The 15,175-nt window shown below is 68.1% G+C and carries 15 protein-coding genes and 1 pseudogene; 5 read left to right on the top strand and 11 right to left on the bottom strand.

Going from position 1 to position 15,175, the window contains the following annotated elements; genetic code table 11:
• Nucleotides 1-14: 14 nt before the first annotated feature.
• Nucleotides 15-758, bottom strand: a complete 744-nt coding sequence (locus H289_RS0124255) for a lysophospholipid acyltransferase family protein (RefSeq protein WP_081633540.1) — start codon at nt 756-758, stop codon at nt 15-17.
• A 147-nt stretch (nt 759-905) separates the two neighbouring features.
• Here H289_RS0124255 and H289_RS0124260 point away from each other — a divergent pair, with 147 nt between their 5' ends.
• A complete protein-coding gene (locus H289_RS0124260; RefSeq protein WP_177127417.1) occupies nt 906-1,691 on the top strand; it encodes a crotonase/enoyl-CoA hydratase family protein in 786 nt (261 codons plus the stop codon).
• A 30-nt stretch (nt 1,692-1,721) separates the two neighbouring features.
• On the opposite strand, the gene H289_RS0124265 is transcribed toward H289_RS0124260, so the two are convergent.
• The 4 genes and pseudogenes from H289_RS0124265 to H289_RS33795 form a co-directional block, all read right to left on the bottom strand.
• A complete protein-coding gene (locus tag H289_RS0124265; RefSeq protein WP_020103440.1) occupies nt 1,722-2,183 on the bottom strand; it encodes a hypothetical protein in 462 nt (153 codons plus the stop codon).
• Between the two features lie 42 nt (nt 2,184-2,225).
• Nucleotides 2,226-2,711: a hypothetical protein gene (locus H289_RS32025; protein WP_020103441.1), complete on the bottom strand. Its 486-nt coding sequence runs from the start codon at nt 2,709-2,711 to the stop codon at nt 2,226-2,228.
• 89 nt (nt 2,712-2,800) lie between these two features.
• Nucleotides 2,801-3,838 carry an acyl-CoA dehydrogenase family protein gene (locus H289_RS33790; protein ID WP_231388121.1) on the bottom strand — a complete coding sequence of 346 codons (1,038 nt, stop codon included), beginning with the start codon at nt 3,836-3,838 and terminating at the stop codon, nt 2,801-2,803.
• Nucleotides 3,815-4,933: pseudogene (locus tag H289_RS33795) on the bottom strand (acyl-CoA dehydrogenase family protein); the annotation flags it as partial. The pseudogene H289_RS33795 and the gene H289_RS33790, both read right to left, overlap by 24 nt.
• 58 nt (nt 4,934-4,991) lie before the next feature.
• Between H289_RS33795 and H289_RS0124280 the strand changes: the two are divergent.
• On the top strand, nt 4,992-5,519 hold the full coding sequence (locus H289_RS0124280; RefSeq protein WP_020103443.1) for a dihydrofolate reductase family protein: 528 nt from the start codon (nt 4,992-4,994) through the stop codon (nt 5,517-5,519).
• Here the strand turns inward: H289_RS0124280 and H289_RS0124285 are convergent.
• Nucleotides 5,516-6,091 (bottom strand): TetR/AcrR family transcriptional regulator, encoded by a 576-nt coding sequence (locus tag H289_RS0124285; protein ID WP_051128586.1) that lies wholly within the window; start codon nt 6,089-6,091, stop codon nt 5,516-5,518. The two genes, H289_RS0124280 and H289_RS0124285, sit on opposite strands and share 4 nt — an antisense overlap.
• A 56-nt stretch (nt 6,092-6,147) precedes the next feature.
• Nucleotides 6,148-6,282, bottom strand: a complete 135-nt coding sequence (locus H289_RS33930) for a hypothetical protein (protein WP_020103445.1) — start codon at nt 6,280-6,282, stop codon at nt 6,148-6,150.
• A gap of 467 nt (nt 6,283-6,749) precedes the next feature.
• On the opposite strand from H289_RS33930, the gene H289_RS0124295 reads away from it, so the two are divergent.
• Nucleotides 6,750-7,739: an amidohydrolase family protein gene (locus H289_RS0124295; RefSeq protein ID WP_020103446.1), complete on the top strand. Its 990-nt coding sequence runs from the start codon at nt 6,750-6,752 to the stop codon at nt 7,737-7,739.
• 92 nt (nt 7,740-7,831) lie between these two features.
• On the opposite strand, the gene H289_RS0124300 is transcribed toward H289_RS0124295, so the two are convergent.
• The 3 genes from H289_RS0124300 to H289_RS0124310 all read right to left on the bottom strand — a co-directional run bounded on the left by H289_RS0124300 (nt 7,832) and on the right by H289_RS0124310 (nt 10,540).
• Nucleotides 7,832-8,053 carry a hypothetical protein gene (locus H289_RS0124300; protein WP_020103447.1) on the bottom strand — a complete coding sequence of 74 codons (222 nt, stop codon included), beginning with the start codon at nt 8,051-8,053 and terminating at the stop codon, nt 7,832-7,834.
• Nucleotides 8,054-8,229: 176 nt separating this feature from the next.
• Nucleotides 8,230-9,702 (bottom strand): aldehyde dehydrogenase, encoded by a 1,473-nt coding sequence (locus tag H289_RS0124305; protein WP_029105684.1) that lies wholly within the window; start codon nt 9,700-9,702, stop codon nt 8,230-8,232.
• Nucleotides 9,703-9,757: 55 nt separating this feature from the next.
• On the bottom strand, nt 9,758-10,540 hold the full coding sequence (locus tag H289_RS0124310) for a class I SAM-dependent methyltransferase (RefSeq protein WP_020103449.1): 783 nt from the start codon (nt 10,538-10,540) through the stop codon (nt 9,758-9,760).
• 33 nt (nt 10,541-10,573) lie between these two features.
• On the opposite strand from H289_RS0124310, the gene H289_RS0124315 reads away from it, so the two are divergent.
• Entirely contained in the window at nt 10,574-11,761 is a 1,188-nt protein-coding gene (locus H289_RS0124315; protein ID WP_051128576.1) for a glycosyltransferase family 4 protein, read from the top strand.
• Nucleotides 11,762-12,077: 316 nt separating this feature from the next.
• Nucleotides 12,078-13,547 carry a sugar transferase gene (locus H289_RS0124320; RefSeq protein WP_099048712.1) on the top strand — a complete coding sequence of 490 codons (1,470 nt, stop codon included), beginning with the start codon at nt 12,078-12,080 and terminating at the stop codon, nt 13,545-13,547.
• Here the strand turns inward: H289_RS0124320 and H289_RS0124325 are convergent.
• Complete coding sequence (locus tag H289_RS0124325; RefSeq protein ID WP_196810081.1) at nt 13,513-15,168, bottom strand: MmpA family trehalose lipid delivery protein; 1,656 nt, start codon at nt 15,166-15,168, stop codon at nt 13,513-13,515. The two genes, H289_RS0124320 and H289_RS0124325, sit on opposite strands and share 35 nt — an antisense overlap.
• Between the last annotated feature and the right edge of the window lie 7 nt (nt 15,169-15,175).

The following is a 15,175-nucleotide window of genomic DNA, read 5'->3' on the forward strand; positions in this document are numbered from 1 at the left end:
ATTCCCACGGCCGGTCAGCCTAGTACCGGGAAGCGACGCTCTTCGGCGAGTTCGTCGAGAGCATCCTGCATGACTTTGCGCACGTGCGCGTCGACCGCGTCGATGTCGGGCTCGGCACCGAACTCGGCCTCGACGTCGATGGGCGGCAGCACCTGCATGACGATCTTCGACGGCAGCGGCACGTTCAACGGCAGCACGGCGGACAGCCCGAACGGCAGGCCGATGGACAGCGGCACCACCTTGGCGCGCGCGGCGCGGGCGATGGGGCCGAGGGCCTTGGCGATCTTCTCGCCGCGCGTCAGGAACAGCTGGGTCTCCTGGCCGCCGATGCCGACCATCGGCACGATCGGGACGCCGGCGTTGATGGCGGCCTTCACGTAACCCTTGCGGCCGTCGAAGTCGATCTTGTTGGCGTCGGTCGACGGCCGGTAGACGTCGTAGTCACCGCCGGGGAACACGACGACGAGACCGCCGGAGCGCAGTGCCTCGTCGGCGTTCTCGTGGCTGGCCAGGATGTAGCCGGTCTTCTTGAAGAAGTCCGCGGTCGGGCCGACCATCAGCATGGCGTGGCTGAGGGTGTAGACGGGACGGTCGTAGCCGTACTTGTCGTAGAAGTGCGACGAGAAGATCGGCACGTCCATCGGCAGCATGCCGCCGGAGTGGTTGCTCACCACCAGTGCGCCACCGAGGGGAATGTTCTCCAATCCGCGGACCTCGGACCGGTGATAGACCTTCAGCAGCGGTCGGAGAATCCCCATGACCTTCTCGGTCAGTTCCGGATCGAATTTGGTGATTTCGGGCAGCTTGGCCACGGTTTCTCCTCTGACTGCGGCAAAAACTAGAACATGTTCTAATTTTCGATTATTCACTGGTTGACCGCCGGACGCCAATCCCCTGTGGCTAGCATCACCGTCGTGACCGAAGAAGCCGCCAGCGAAGATGCTGTCCTCGTCGAACAGCGCGACCGCATACTGATCATCACCATCAATCGGCCCCAAGCCAAGAACGCTGTCAACTCAGCGGTCAGCAAGGGCCTGGCCGCCGCCGCGGACCGCCTGGATGAAGACCCGGGACTGTCTGTCGGCGTCCTGACCGGAGCCGGCGGCACGTTCTGCGCGGGCATGGATCTGAAGGCGTTCGCCAAGGGTGAGAACGTCCTCTCGGACCGCGGCCTGGGCTTCACCCAGCGTCCGCCGGCCAAGCCGGTGATCGCGGCCGTCGAGGGCTACGCGCTCGCCGGCGGCACCGAGCTGGCCCTGTCGACAGACCTGATCGTCGCCTCGAACGCGTCGGCTTTCGGCATTCCCGAGGTCAAGCGCGGCCTGGTTGCCGGCGGCGGCGGACTGCTGCGGCTGCCACAGCGCATCCCGTACGCCATCGCGATGGAGCTCGCCCTCACCGGCGACAACCTGACCGCTCCACGTGCGCACGAGTTGGGCCTGGTCAACGAGCTGACCGAGCCCGGTGGCGCACTGGACGCCGCCCTCGCGCTGGCTGCGCGGATCACCGCGAACGGCCCGCTGGCGGTCGCCGCCACCAAGCGGATCATCGTCGAGTCGGCCGACTGGTCCGACGCCGAGAAGTGGGACAAGCAGGCCGCCATCCTGGGGCCGGTCTTCATGTCGAAGGACGCGCGCGAGGGCGCGGTGGCCTTCGCCGAGAAGCGCGCGCCGCAGTGGACCGGTAGCTGAGGCTGCCGGCCATCGGCTCAGCCGATGCTGCTACTTGGGCTTCTTTTCCGGCTGCTGCACCGGGCACTGCTGCTCAACCCAGTTGTTGAGCGTGCGGCTGTACTGGCTGCGGTCGGGATCGCTGGAGTGCAGGCCGTTGGTCTTGACGAAGTGCGTCACGGCGGCCTGCACATCGGCCGGCGGGTGGAAGCCGTTGATGGTGTCCCCGGCTGCCTTCGAGTCCTCGGGGGACGCGCCTGACATCAGGTTCACCACCGCGCCGGTGAGTTGTAGGCAGGTCCCGCCGTCGAGTTGACGACTGGTGGGCGACGGCGGCGCTTCCGCAGCGTGCGTGCTCGGGGCGGAAGCGGACGTCTGTGCCGGAGCGCTCGACGTCGAGGTGGTCGGCTGCGCCGGCTGCTTGTCACATCCGGCCAGCAGCAGGGCGGCTGCCAGCACGGCGGTCGGACCGCCGATGAGTCGCCGCGACGTCATGTTCTCCCGGTAGCGCATGTGTTTGTTCTACCGGGAGACGGCTGACGTCGGCCAGTGGGGTCAGACCGAGGCGACGAAGTCGCTGCTGTAGAACTCGGCCGGGCTCTGCGAATTCGGCTGGGGCAGATCGACCGCGACCCAGACGCCGGTGGTGCCGGGGGCGACGGAAAGCTGGACGGTGGAGTTGCCGTTGCCGAAGCCGTCGGTGCTCAGCGCGCCGGTGGCGATGCTCGGATCACCGGGCAGGCAGCCGAGGGTGGCGTGCGGAGCGGGGATCACCCGGACGGTGTACTGCGCGTTGCGCGCACCGTCGAGCATCTCGATGTGGGCGGTGGCGGTGCGGCCGTCGGAGGTGATCTCGGCCGTCGGCACCGCCGGGAAGCGGAACTTCATGTAGTTGATCGGCTGCCGGTCGCAGGTGTAGGTGCGCGACATCAGAGTCTGACGGTGCGTGCCGGCGGCCTGGGCGGGCGCGGCGACGATGGTCGCGGCGGGCAGGGCGGCACAGAGAGCCAACGCGGCGAAAGCGCCACTCGATTTGGACATGTGTCGAGTTTTTACCGAGACCGCCGGTAACGCAGTGGTGGCCGTCACAACCGGACGGAACGCACTTTCCGCGCGGATATTGACTTAGGTCACAACGGGTTTCCAGTGCGGCCCACCGTCACATCCCACGCGCCCGTCGTCGCCGTGCGGCCGGCCAGTCGCCGGGCATGCCAGCTGGTGCTCCCGAACTCGTCGGCCCAACTGCGTGCGCGCATGGTCGCGCGCCACAGCGGATGTTCCGCCGTGGTGCCGATGGCGCCGTGCAACTGATGGGCGATGGTCGTCACCGGGGCGACGGCGCGGCCGACGGCGACCTTGGCCACCGTCGTGGCGTAGGCGGTGCGGTCGTCACCGAAGCCGTACTGGGCGGCGGCGGTGACCGCCAGAGTGGTTGCCGCCCTGGCGCGTTCGATCTCCCCGAGCATCGTGGCCAGCGAGTGCTGCACGGCCTGGAAAGCGGCGAGCGGGCGACCGAACTGCACGCGAGCTTCCGTGTGCGCGACGGTCAGTTGTGCGGCCGCGTCGAAGGCTCCGACGATCTGCACGCAGCGGCACCAGGCGCCGCGAATGGTCAGCTCATCGGCGATCGCGAGGGGCAGCTGGACCACATCGGCTGCCGCGGTGTCGAATTCGACGGCGGCTCGGGGTTCGCCGGCGAGGTTGTGTCCGCCGTCGACGAGTGTCGGTGCGTCGCGCAGCGCGACGTACAGAGCCTCCGGTCCACGCGTGGCCACCACCACGGGCCCGCATTGCGGCCAGACGGCGACGCCGTCCACCGCCAGTGTCAGCGGTCCCGATTCCGGTGCCGTCAGCCCGGCTTCGGCGGCCAACCAGGTTGCCAGCACATCGGTTTCGGCGATCGGCACCGCGGCGGCATGGCGGGCCAGGGTGCCCAGCACGACGGCCGCGGCGGCGGGTCCGGCGTCGGCGTCGCCGCCCAGCCGGGTCAGTCCCGAACCCTCGGCGGTGTGCCACAGCGCGTCGTCGAACGTCAGCGGCAATGTCCGAGCGGGCGCGGCGGTCCGGCCGATCCGCTCGGCCAGTTCACGCAATTCCGCATACTCATCCGAATATTGTTCGGCAGCAGCCTGTTTGGTCCAGTTCTTGGCGACGATGCCGCGCAGCACCTCGTTGGTGCCGCCGCGCAGCGTGAACAGCGGGGCGTGCACGCGGGCGGTGTCCAGCATCGTCTGCAGCCGCGGACGGTCGGGGCCGTCGTACCGGTCCAGCAGCTCCGCGGCGATCTCGACGGAATCCTGTTCGAATCGGGTACCGAGGTCTTTCACCAGCGCGGCGGACACCGCGGCGTCCTGGCCGGCCGTCAGCGCCCGGGCGACCGATATCGAGAGCTGGCGCAGCGAGATCATCCGCGCCATCAGGTCACCGACATCGGCGCGGGGGTCATCCCGCAGTGCCTCGATGAGCGCGAAAAGCAGTGTGGCCGTTGATAGGAAGCGTTCCGGCCCGCTGCGCTCGAAGCCCAGTTCCGAGGTCACCTGATGCCAGCCGGCGCCGATGGTGCCGAGCAGGTCGGCGTCGGTCAGCGCGACGTCGTCGAACAGCACTTCGTTGAAGTGGTGCTCGCCGTTCATCTGGACGATGGGCTCGATGGTGACGCCGGGGGCGTCGGTGGGCACGATGAACTGGCTGAACCCCGCGTGCCGATGTTTCGGGTCCAGGGGACTGGTGCGGGCCAGCACCACGATCTGGTGTGCCAGGTGCGCGCCGCTGGTCCAGACCTTGCTGCCATTGAGCAGCCAGCCGCTGTCGGTGCGGGTGGCTTTGGTGGTGACGGCGGCCAGGTCGGAACCGGCCTCGTGCTCGCTCATGCCGATGGCGGAATACAAAGTACCGGAGGCGATTCGGGGCAGGAGCCGGCGCCGCTGCTCCTCGCTGCCGTAGGTGAGGAGGGCGGGCGCCACCTGCCGGTCGGCGATCCAGTGTGCGGCCACCGGGGCGCCGTGGGCCAGGAGTTCCTCGGTGACGACGTACCGGTGCATGTGGCTGCATCCGCGGCCGCCGTACTCGACGGGGATGGTGAGTCCGACGAAGCCGGCTGCCGCCAGTCGCGTGCTGAAGTCGGCGTCCCACTTCGACAGCCAGCCGTCGACGCCGGGTTGCCAGCCGAACTGCGCCGCATCCGCGGCCAGGAACCGGCGCAGTTCGTCGCGCAGTTCCGCCAGGTCACCGTCGTCGGCGCGGAGCGCGTCGAAATCGTCCATCCGGCAACAGTAATCGCGGCACCCCGGATTGTCGGTGGGTCACGGCATACTCGGTGCGATGGCGACCATCTACTACACCGCATCGAGCTTGGACGGCTTCATCGTCGATTCCGCCGGCAGTCTGGACTGGCTGCTCTCGCGGGACATCGACGTCGACGGCCCGTTCGGCTACAAGGCGTTCGAGAAGTCCGTGGGTGCCCTGGTCATGGGCTCGACGACGTACCAGTGGATCGTCGAGAACGAGCCGGGTGACTGGCCGTACCCCCAACCGACGTGGGTGCTCACGTCCCGGCCGGGCATCGTCGTCGACCGTCATCCGGTGCAGGCGGTGAGCGGTGCTGTGGCGCAACTGCATCCGACGCTGGTCGAGGCGGCGGGCGAGCGCGACGTGTGGATCGTCGGAGGTGGGGACGTTGCGGCGCAGTTCGTGACGGCCGGCCTGGTCGACGAACTGGTGGTGTCGTACGCGCCGTGCTCGTTGGGCGAGGGCGCGCCCGTGCTGCCGGTGCGCTCGGAATGGCGGCTGGTGGAATCCGCCGTCAACCGGGACTTCGTGTGCGCGCGCTGGGCTCGCGCGGAGGGCTAGTCGCCGGCGGTCGGCAGTCCGTTGTTCTTGACGAAAGCCTTTGCCTTGATGAGGAATTCGAGCTGTCTGGCGACGTCGTGCAACGGCTCGACACTGCGCGACGAGCGGCTCAGGATCACGGCACCCTCGAGCGCGGCCAGGCAGGTGACGGCCAGGGTTGACGCGTCGGTGTCGCTGAAGCCTTCGGCGGTGAAGGCGTGTCCGAGCGCGGTGCGCCACCGGTCGAAGATCTCGGCGGCGATGGGGGTCAGGGTCGGCGCTTCGTCGCCCGACCCGACCGCGGCGGCGACCACCGGACACCCGGCGGTGAAATCGCTGTCGGCGAGGATGCGATCCCAGAAGGTGACGAATCCGCGGACGAGGGCGATGCCGCCATACGCGGCGGAACCGTCGATGTGCGCGGCGATCGCGTCACCGGCGAACTGCAGGGCCTCGATCAGCAGCTGGCTGCGGCCCTCGGGAAAGTGGTGGTAGACCGAGCCGCGCGGGGCACCGCTGCGGACCAGCACCTCGTCGATGGTCAGGCCTGCGGCGCCGCGTTCACGCAGCACAGCGGCGGCGCTGCGCACCATTCGTTCCCGGGTGGCGCCCCGCTTGTTGACCGTCTTGGTGACGGGCTCAGCTGACGTCAATGCGTGACCCGGTTCCGCAGCTGCGTCATCCGATCCTGCACGCCCCGCGCTGCTTCACGCAGCCGCTCGTTGGCACCCAGGACGGTGTGCGTGAAGCGATGACCCTTCACGTTGACCTCGACCACCCACATGGCGCCCTCCTCGATATGGGACTCAGCATAAAACGTCGAACACATCGGGCAAAAGAATGTTTTCCAGGTCACAGCTATCCGGGATTTCGGGCGCTGCGGGGTCTACGCTTCCTCCAATCTATGGTCAATTACATAATTGTGTGATCGAGAGTCGACTGCTCGCATGACCAGCGATCTCGATCCGCAGTCCGTCACCTTCGGACGGGCATGTTGTGGTGATGGACCTGGGCCGGCCTGAGAAGCGCAACGCGTTCGACCGCACCATGTCCGCTTCGCCCAGATCGAGGTGCTGCGGGCGACCCTTGACTTCAACCTCGGTTGAGGTTCTAACGTCGTCGAAGGGGGCGAACCGCGGGACTTGGCTGGGTCCGTGCGGCTGACATCAAATTCGGTGCGCCTGGCGCACACGCCACCCGACGCGGTTCGCAGTGCGTCGTTTCTATATGTCGGCTGACAGTGAGGGAAAGATGAAGATTGTTGCGCTGGAGGAGCACTACGTGACCGCGGAAGTTGTCGCGGCATGGGACCGGGTCGACGCCCGGTGGCGAGACCCGATGGTGGACTTGGCCCCCACGCCCGAGATCGGTCGCCGGCTGGCATTCCTCGATGAGGAGCGCCTGGCGATCATGGACGGCGCGGGCGTCGACGTCCAGGTGCTGTCTCTCACGACACCCGGCTTGTTCGACCTGGAACCGGCCGAGGCGGCCGCACTGCAGATCGCGGTCAACGATCAAGTCGCCGAAGCGGTGAAGTGCAACCCTGCGCGTCTACAGGGATTTGCAACCCTGGCTCCGCAACGGCCGGAAGACGCTGCAGCGGAACTCGAACGCGCAGTCCGGCATCTCGGATTCCACGGAGCACTGGTGTTCAGCCGAGTGCGTGACGAACCGATTGATCACCAGCGATTCTGGCCGGTCTTCGAAGCCGCTGAAGCGCTGCAGGCGCCGCTGTACCTGCATCCGCAGAGCCCGCCGGCCGCGGTTCGCCAGGCGTACTACAGCGGCTTCGGAAACCCGGTCGATCTCGCCCTGTCCACCTACGGCATCGGTTGGCATTACGACGCCGGCCTGCAATTCCTGCGACTCGTGTTGGCCGGTGTCTTCGACCGGTTCCCCAATTTGCAGGTGATCCTGGGGCACTGGGGTGAAATGTTGCCGTTCTTCCTGGATCGCGTAGACAACATCGCCGCGACAGCCGGGCTTCAGCGCAGCATCACCGAGTACGTCACGAACAACGCCTTCCTCACACCGGGAGGTGTATTCAGTCAGCGGTATCTGGGTTGGGCACTCGACGTGGTCGGCAGCGACCGCATCATGTTCGCCGCCGACTACCCATACGTCCCCACCGACGGCGGCGTCGCGCGCGCATTTCTCGACGAGGCCGACCTTTCTGAGCAGACTCGACACGACATTGCGTCGGGTACCTGGGACCGGCTGTGTGCGCAGATACTTCGGTGAAGCGCCCGGCAGCGCACCGTCAACATCTCTGAAACGTCAACGGGCGCCGGGTCTTTGCAGACCCGGCGCCCGTTGACGCACGGTTGCCGGACTCAGCCGGCGTTCTCCAGCGCGACGAGCGCGGCAGCGACGGCGAAGTACTTGTTGGAACCGAGCTGGCGCACGGTCTTGATGTTGAACGCCGCGGCGAGGTGCTCGGCGTCGGAGTCACTGACCCCGGCCAGCGCGGCGGGCGATGCGTCGAGGATGTCCTTGAGCGGCTTCTCCTCGTATGCCTTGTCGAGCGACTTCTCGAGATCCACAGAGACAGCCATGCGTTTCCTCCTAGATTGTTGCCAACGACCTTCGAACGGGCGTGACGGTATCAGCGATTGCTGGGGTTTGCCTGAGATAAAAAACCTTTGCTGAAAAGCCGAATGGCCACCCGGCCGAGTCCCCCGAGGGGCGAAGGACAAGGCGCGGATGGCCATTCGGACGGAGGCCGTACGGCTTACTCCGGGGTGTAGCCGAACGGCATGAGAACGCTCTTGGCCTGGCAGTAGGCCTCGATGCCCTCGGGACCGTTCTCGCGGCCGATGCCCGAGTTCTTGTAGCCGCCGAACGGAGCGCCCGGATCGAAGGCGTACATGTTGACCGCGTAGGTGCCGGTGCGAATCTGCGAGGCGATCTTCATGGCCCGCGGGATGTCGGTGGTGTAGACGCTGCCGGCCAGGCCGTAGGCGGAGTCGTTGGCGATCCGGATGGCGTCCTCTTCGGTGTCGAAGGGGATGATCGCCAGCACCGGGCCGAAGATCTCCTCCTGGGCGATGGTCATCGAGTTGTCGACATCGGCGAACACCGTCGGCTGCACGAACCAACCGGAGTCCAGGCCCTCGGGACGGCCGCCGCCGGTGGCGATGCGGGCGCCTTCCTCGACGCCCTTCTTGATGTAGCTCTCGACGCGCTCGCGCTGCTTCTCGCTGATCAGCGGGCCGATCATGGCGGCCGGGTTGTCGGGCAGGCCGACCTGCATGGCGGCCGCGCCGGCGGCCACCTTCTCGACGACCTCGTCGTAGCGCGAGCGCGGGGCCAGGATGCGGGTCTGTCCGACGCAGGCCTGGCCGGTGTTCATCAGGCCCGAGAACAACAGCATCGGCAGGGTGGAGTCCAGGTCGGCGTCTTCGAGGATGATCGCCGCGGACTTGCCGCCGAGCTCCAGGGTGCAGGGCTTGAGCCGCTCGGCGGCGACCTTGCCGATCTCCTTGCCGACGGCCGAGCTGCCGGTGAAGGTGAACTTGTCGATCTCGGGGTTGGCGGTCAGCGCGCGGCCGGTCTCGGGGCCACCCGGCACGACGGACAGCACGCCCTCGGGCAGGCCGGCCTCGGCGAAGGCCTGGGCCATGGCGAACACCGACAGCGGCGTCTCGGCAGCGGGCTTGAGCACGACGGTGCAGCCGGCGAGCAGCGCCGGGCCCAGCTTGTTGGCGGCCAGGAAGAACGGCACGTTCCACGCGGCGACGGCGGCGACGACGCCGATGGGCTCGCGGGTCACCAGCGTCTGGCCGTAGATGCCGTCGCGGATATCGCTCCACTGGAACTTGTCCGCGGCCCCGGCGTAGTAGTTGAACGACGACATGGCCGCGCCGTACTGCATCATGTCGACGATGCTCGGCGGCTGGCCGGTCTCGGCGGAGAGCAGGAACTTCAGCTCGTCGGCGCGCTCGGTCATGATGCGCGACGCCTCGGCGATCACCGCGGCGCGCTCGGCCGGGGACATCTTGGGCCACGGGCCCTCGTCGAATGCCTTACGTGCGGCGGCACAGGCGGCATCCACGTCGGCCTTGGAGGCCAGCGGCACCTTGCCGACGAGCTCGCCGGTGGCCGGGGAGTGCACCTCGATGACGTCCGACGTCGCGGGTGCGGTCCACTGACCGCCGATGAACAGCTGATCCCACTCGGTTTTGAATGCCGTGCTCTGTGTCATGGCCGTCACACTACCGAGTTTTCGGCCAAACGAGAACATGTTCCAATTAGGTCATTCAGCTGGGCTGGAGCACCAACACCAGGTTGCTCGTCAAGAACTCCTGTAACACCGGTACAGAAGTCGCAAGCCAGGCCCATCGCGGGTGGTAGCGGGGGAATGCGGCGACCAGCGCCCCCGTGCTGCGCGCCCACTCCAGCCCAGCTGCGGCAGATACCGCGAACAACGACGATCCGTAGTCGTTCTTCGGCCGGTGGCCGTGTTTGCGGGTGTACATCTCCGCGGCCCGCCGGCCGCCGAGGTAGTGCGTCAGCCCCATCTCGTGGCCACCGAAGGGGCCCAGCCACACCGTGTAGGACAGGATCACCAGCCCGCCCGGCCGGGTGACCCGCAACATCTCCCGGCCCATCAGCCACGGTTCGCGGACGTGCTCGGCGACGTTCGACGACAGGCAGACGTCGACGCTGGCGTCGGCGAACGGCAGGGCCATGCCCGAGGCGCGCACGAAGGTGCCGGCGCCATCGGGTTGGGCGGCCGGGCCGGCATGCATCTCCCGAGGGTCGGGTTCGACGCCGACGTATGTCATTCCGGCGCTGGAGAATTCGGTGGCGAAGTAGCCGGGACCGCCGCCGACGTCGAGCACCGTGGCGCCGTCGGGTGCGGCTCCGTTGAGGTCGCGCCACAGGCCATCCACCAGGGCGACGGTGTCCCGGGCGAGGCCGCCGTAGAACCGGGCCGGGTCGCTCTGCTCGAAACGGAACTCGCTGAGCAGGCGGATCGAGCGGGCGAGGGTGGCCCGCTCACGCGTGATGACCAGTCGTTTGGCGCCCCAGCGATTCACTCCGCAACCCTACTGACCGGTACCCTTCATTCGATGCCAGACCACCCCCAGCAGCCCGCTGGATCTCCTGACGAGATCCGGTCGGTGCTGCTGCTCTGCTGGCGCGACACCGGCCATCCCCAGGGCGGCGGTAGCGAGACGTATCTGCAGCGCATCGGCGCGCAGCTGGCCGAGTCTGGGGTGCGCGTGACGCTGCGGACCGCCCGGTACCGCGGGGCGTCGCGCACCGAAGTCGTCGACGGCATCCGGATCAGTCGCGGCGGCGGCCGGCTGTCGGTCTACATCTGGGCCGGGCTGGCGATGGTGTTGGCCCGCGTCGGGCTGGGTCCGCTGCGCGGCGTCCGGCCGGATGTGGTGATCGATTCGCAGAACGGCATCCCGTTTCTGGCGCGCCTGGCGTACGGCCGACGGGCGATGGTGCTGGTGCATCACTGCCACCGCGACCAGTGGCCGGTAGCTGGACGGTTGATGAGCAGGTTCGGCTGGTTCGTGGAGTCGCGGCTCTCGCCCCGTCTGCATCGGGGCAACCAATACGTGACGGTGTCGCTGCCGTCGGCCCGGGACCTGGTGGACCTGGGTGTCGACGCTTCGCGGATCGCCGTCGTGCGCAACGGGGTCGACCTCGCACCGGCGGCCTCCCTGTCGCTGCCCAGAGCGACCGAGCCCCGCATCGTCGTGCTGTCGCGGTTGGTGCCGCACAAACAGATCGAGGACGTGCTCGACGCCGTCGCGCTGCTCGCGCCGGTGGTGCCGGGACTGCGCCTGGACGTCGTCGGCGGCGGCTGGTGGGACGAGCGGCTGGTCGCGCACGCCCGCCGGCTCGGCATCAGCTCGGCGGTCACGTTCCACGGCCACGTCGATGAGGCCTCCAAACACGAAGTGCTGCAACAGGCTTGGGTCCATGCGTTGCCGTCGCGCAAGGAAGGCTGGGCGCTGGCTGTCATCGAGGCCGCCCAGCACGGCGTGCCCACGGTCGGCTACCGGTCCTCGGGCGGCCTGACCGACTCGATCGTCGACGGCGTCACGGGCCTGCTGGTCGACGACCACCGCGGTCTGGTCACCGCGCTCGAGACCCTGCTGACCGACGCGGTCCTGCGCGATCAGCTGGGTACCAAGGCGCAGGTGCGGGCTGCTGAATTCTCGTGGCCGCAAAGCGCTTCCGCGATGCTGACCGTTGCGGAGGCGGTCCGGGACGGCAAGTTCGTCAACGGGATCGTCTGACGCCTCGTCCGGGCCACGACGGCGCTGCCGCCGGGCGTCGACGCCCGTTCCGAAAATTCTTCGTGACGGCGATCCAAATCTGCCGTTTTGCTGTTGGACACCGCCGGGCCGCATAAACTGACGGCCAAGTCAAATTTAATAGCAATGAGGGCCGCCTCCGGGTTTCGGCTTTCGGGTGTCCCTCGAATTTTGCGGATCCAGGCAACTGGGCCCGGTGCTGCAGTGCGTTCGAACTCCGTTCTCATTCAATGTAATTGGATATACCGCTCCATCGAAGTACCGCCGGGTCTGAGGAGTTGAGCATGTGGAGTTGCCGATGACGCTTTCGACGTTCGGGCTCACGCGGCTGGCGAGTTCACGCACCGTCTGGCAGCCGCATTACGCGCGTCGCGTGCTGATCACCGACGCCGCGACCATCGTCCTCGCGATGCTGTTCGCGCAGTGGGTCCGATTCGGCGGAGCGGGCTACGGCCCCTCGGCATCCATGCTCTATACCGGGTATTCACTGGCGCTGGCGTGCCTGTGGCTGGGCGTGCTGACCCTCCATCACGCCCGTTCCGCGTCGATCCTCGGCTGCGGCATCGAAGAGTATCGCCGCGTCGTCGCCGCATCCTTCTGGACGTTCGGGGTCATCGCGATCGTGGCGCTGCTGGCGCGGCTCGAGATCGCGCGCGGTTACCTGGCCCTGGCGTTCCCGTTGGGCACGATCGGGCTGCTCATCGGACGCAAGCTGTGGCGGCGCCGGGTTCGTGCGCGCCGGCAGGCGGGCGAATGCCTGACATCCGTTCTCGCCATTGGTGATCGGGATGCCATCGCCGTCCTGGCGACCGAACTCATGAACGACCCCGGCGACGGTTATGTAGTGGTCGGCGCCGGCATCCCGGGAGACCCCGACGCCCGCGGCGACGTCATCAGAATCGGTGACCGGATGATCCCGATCTTCGGCGACGAGAACGACGCCCTCGGCGCGCTCGGCGACCGCTGCGCCGCCGACACCGTGGCGCTGACCGACGCCGAGCATTTCGGTGTCGCCGGAATCCAGCGGCTCACCTGGCGTCTCGAGGCCTCCGACGTCGACCTGGTGGTGTCGCCCGGCCTGCTCGACGTGGCCGGTGCGCGACTTGCGATGCGGCCGGTGGCCGGCATGCCGCTGCTGCACGTGGAGAAGCCGCAGTACCACGGCGCCAAGAGCTTCTTGAAGAAGGCATTCGACTTCGGATTCGCGTTGGCGGCGCTGATCGGAACGGCGCCCCTGCTGGTGCTCGCGGCCATCGCCATCAAGATGACCAGTCGCGGCCCGGTGTTCTACCGGTCGGAACGCATCGGGTTGGACGGTGAGCCGTTCACGATGATCAAGTTCCGCAGCATGGTGGTCGACGCGGAGGAGCGCCTCGAAGACCTGCTTCCCTCGAATGAGATGGCCGGTGGCGTCATGTTCAAGATGCGCGACGACCCGCGGGTGACGCTGGTCGGAAAGGTGTTGCGCCGCTACAGCATCGACGAACTGCCGCAGTTCATCAACGTGCTCAAGCAGGACATGAGCGTCGTCGGCCCGCGGCCACCGCTGCGCCGTGAGGTCGAGACCTACAACGGTGACATCAGGCGCAAGCTGCTCGTCAAACCGGGCGTGACGGGGCTGTGGCAGATCAGTGGCCGGTCGAACCTCACGTGGGACAAGGCTGTGCGCCTTGATCTTTCGTACGTCGACAACTGGTCGATGCTGACCGATGTCGGCATCATCCTCAAGACCGTCAGTGTGGTGGCTCGCGGCGACGGGGCGTACTGAGGCCCCGCCACCGCTGGATCACCATCGCGGTCAGGGCTCCGATCAGCATGCCCAACCACACCACGTGTGCGGCGATCAGCAGCGCGCGTCCCGATGCCGCGGGCGTCGTTCCACCCACTCGGTACAACGCAATATCGTTGTCCCGGTAGGCAACCGGCAGCGACAGTGGCGGAGCCGAACCCTCCACCACGACCCAGCCCACCCCGGCCGCGGCCAACTGATGCACGTCGGCGCCTCGCAGCAGGAGGTCCTGCACCCGCCGCGCCCGCACGCCCTCACCTGGCACGGTCCGGCCCCCGATCACCAGGTCGCCGGTCGCCAGCACGTCGGCGGAAACCCAGCGCGGCAGCGGATCGAGCACCGCGTTCGGGCCGGCCCACGGGAACTCCCGGATGACGTCGGGCGGCAGGACCGCGACGGGCCGCGGGTCCGAGTTGATCTGCGCCGCAACCGAATACCAGCCGGCCGGGTACTGCACCGACCGCAACTGGCCGCCGACACCCCACGCCAGGTCGGGCAATGCCGCCAGCACCACGACGCAGCACCCCGCGGCGGCGAAAGCCGTTGGTAGCCAGTGCCGCAGCACCGCCACCGCGGCGGCGCCGGCCAGCGCATAGCCCGGCATCGCCAGGGCCACCCATTTCTGCCCGTCGCGCAGCACACCGGTGCTGGGCACGGTCTGGATCAGCCAATCGAGGAACGCCGACCCGGGATCGGTCGCCAGCAGCGCGGGCACCACCACCGCGACGATGGCGAGCACCAGCAGCGGCCGAGCCGCGGCCACGGCCCACGCCTTCCGCGCGCCACAGGCCACCACCGCCAGCAGCGCCACGGTCCCGACGAGGGCCCACAGCGTCGTGCGGGACACCGGTACCGCCCCGGCATTCCAGATTCCGCCGAGCCCGGCCAGGCTGCCCAGTGTCCCGAGTCCCGGCTCCGCCCGCGCCGCGAATGCCGGCACGCCGGCGCTCGCCACCGGCAGCACCGAGCGCGCGACCACCGTCGCCACCAACCACGGCAGGGCGGCTCCGACCGACGCCGCCAGCGTCACCCACACGCCGCGCCAGGTTCGCGAACACACCAGCGCCACGACCAGCGCCAGCAGCAAGCCTGTCGGCGTCAGCCCGGCCAGCGCGATCCAGAAGACCAGGCCCCAGGGTTTTGTGCACGATTGTTCGCGCTCACCGCGGAAAATCGTGCACAAATCACTGGAGAGGGCGACCCAGGGCAGGCAGCCGTAGCCGACGAGCAGGCTCCAGTGGCCCTGCAGCAGTCGCTCGGCGACGTAGGGGTTCCACACCGCGACGGTGACGGCCACCAGCTGCCCGCCGAGACCGGCGTCCAGCACCGCGGCGGCCAGCTTCGCCGCACCCCAGCCGGCCAACCACAAGCCGACGATCGTCAGCGCCTTGACCAGCACCCCACCGTCGACGACGGGCGAGAGGACAGCCAGGAAGAAGTCCTGCGGCAGGGCCCGGGGAGCGGCCTCGGACAAGCCCAGGGCGGCGTCGGACAGGTACGACCGCGGTGTCGAGACCGCGTCACGCAGCAGCAGATAACCGGGCGCCAGCAGCGGCGCGGTGACAGCGAGCGTCAGCCCCAGCGCGTACAGCGCCGGCAGGGCACGA

It is taken from the genome of Mycobacterium sp. 360MFTsu5.1, assembly GCF_000383495.1.
In the GTDB taxonomy this organism is placed as follows: Bacteria; Actinomycetota; Actinomycetes; order Mycobacteriales; family Mycobacteriaceae; genus Mycobacterium; species Mycobacterium mucogenicum_B.